General features: G+C 60.2%; 1 protein-coding gene. It reads left to right on the forward strand.

Annotation, left to right across the window (positions count from 1 at the left end):
• Nucleotides 1-1868, forward strand: a 1868-nt coding sequence (locus tag ACFPMG_RS11860) for a calcium-binding protein (protein WP_376995338.1), incomplete at its 5' end; no start/stop codon positions are given.
• Nucleotides 1869-2239: the final 371 nt, after the last annotated feature.

Here is a 2239-nt window from a genome sequence, read left to right on the forward strand (position 1 = left end):
TCCTGCTGGCGCAGAACATCGCGGGCAACCAGGTGCAGCCGGCGCTGGCCGCCCGTGCCGATGGCGGCTTCGTCGCCGTCTGGGCTGGGCAGGACGGTTCGGGTTACGGCATCCAGATCCGCGAATTCAACGCCGTGGGTATCGAGACAACGACCTATACTACCATCAAAGGAACCCCTGGCAACGACATGCTGACCGGTACGTCCAACCAGAACCGCATCTATGGACTGGACGGCGACGACAGCATCATAGGCGGCAACCTGAACGACCTTCTGCTCGGTGGGAACGGAAACGACACGATCGATGGACTCTATGGCTCCGACTACATTCTTGGCGGCGAGGGAAACGACCGGCTGACCGGCAATCTCGGTAACGACACACTGGATGGCGGTACCGGCAATGACACGATGTTCGGGGGCGCCGGTGACGACCATTACATCATAGACAGCGCAGGCGACGTCATCCGGGAACTGAGCAATGAAGGCATGGACGAGGTACAGACCTCAGTGAACAGTTATGCCCTCGGCGCTAATCTGGAACATCTGATTTTCACCGGCACCGGTAACTTCGCCGGTACCGGAAACACGCTGGATAACTTGATTGTCGGTGGTTCGGGCAACGACACGCTCACCGGCGGAGCGGGGGCCGACACGCTGATTGGAGGCGAGGGCGACGACCGCTTCTATTTCGACGATGCTGACGCGCCATTGCAGGGTGGTGCCGGCTTCGACACCGCCGTCGCGCAAGGCAACGTCGGCGCCAGTCTCGATCTGGCGGCGTGCAGCATTGAGCAGGCCTATGGCGGAGGCGGAAACGACAGCCTGATCGGCACCGGCGCCCTCCTCGGCCTTGCGATCAACGGGCGTGACGGTGACGACCTCATCCTTGGCAGTGCCTTCAACGACACATTGACCGGCGGCAATGGCAGCGACACCCTGATCGCCGGAGACGGCGACGATGTGCTGTACATCGACGCGGATGATGCTCTGGTGAGTGGCGGGGCTGGGTTCGACACCGTCAATGTCCAGGGGGACGGAAACCTCACCCTCGATCTTGCTACCAGTGGTATCGAGCAGATGTTCAGCAGCTCCGGCAACGATATCCTGACCGCCACTGGCTCCGTTACGCTGGTGGAGATCAACGGCGGTGCGGGTGATGATCTGCTAATCGGCAGCGCTTTCGATGACACATTGCGCGGCGAGGCTGGCGACGACACGCTGTACGGCGGGGACGGCAGCGATGTGTTGGTAGGCGGCGGTGGCAGTAACGCGTTGTATGGCGGGGCTGGCGACGACCGCCTCTATGTCGATATCACGACCGCTGTGCTGGATGGCGGAGATGGCGACGATAGGGTATATGCCCGCAACGCCAGTGGCGTCACGTTAGACATTGCTGCTTCCATTGAGCACTTTAACGGCAGCATCGGTAACGACAGCGTGACGGCGGCCAATGCCCTTTCCGCGGTAGAAATGATCGGTGCGGACGGCAACGATTGGCTCATCGGTAGCGTCTATGCCGACAACTTGCGAGGGGACAACGGGAATGACTGGCTGGAGGGTGGGGACGGCAACGACACGCTTTCAGGTGGCAATGGAAACGACACGCTGTTGGGGGGTGGTGGTGATGACTCTTTGATTGGCGGGGCCGGTGCCGATCTGTTTGTCTTCGCCACATGCGGCGGGCAGGACATTCTGAGGGATTTTAACGCTGCCCAGGGCGACTTAATCGGGCTGGCGTACGGTCAGACCTATACGGTGAGTGCCAACGCCCGAGCAGAAGCGGTCATCACCTTTTCCACATCCGACACCCTTACCCTCACCGGGATCGGGTTCGCCGCTGTATCTAGTTCTTGGTTCACTATCGTCTGAGGAACTGTTGTGGAGGTTGAGCCCCCCTTGTTGAATTAACATGTTCAACTGATTTGATCGAGCGGAAGGCGCTGGCTTGCGCTCGATCAACTCAGTCAGGAATGCTCCGTTGAGGCCGGTTGGCCTATACCCCTTCCCTGTGTGCCGCCCTGTGACCGAGTGGGGAAGCTGATACATGGGGCCTGTCCCTATAGCTATCCCTATGACTATCCAAAGCGTCGAAGTGATTACGGATTTGGAGCGGCGGTAGCAATTCAGCGACGAAAAGAAGCGTAAGCGTTACGAACGCCCCCTTCTTCCCGAACCGGGTTCCGTGATCGAGATTGCGCGCGGGCTCACGGGACGCGGAGGGTACGATGGAGGATGGCGCC

The organism is Azospirillum himalayense, from assembly GCF_042657465.1.
Taxonomy (GTDB): Bacteria; Pseudomonadota; Alphaproteobacteria; order Azospirillales; family Azospirillaceae; genus Azospirillum; species Azospirillum himalayense.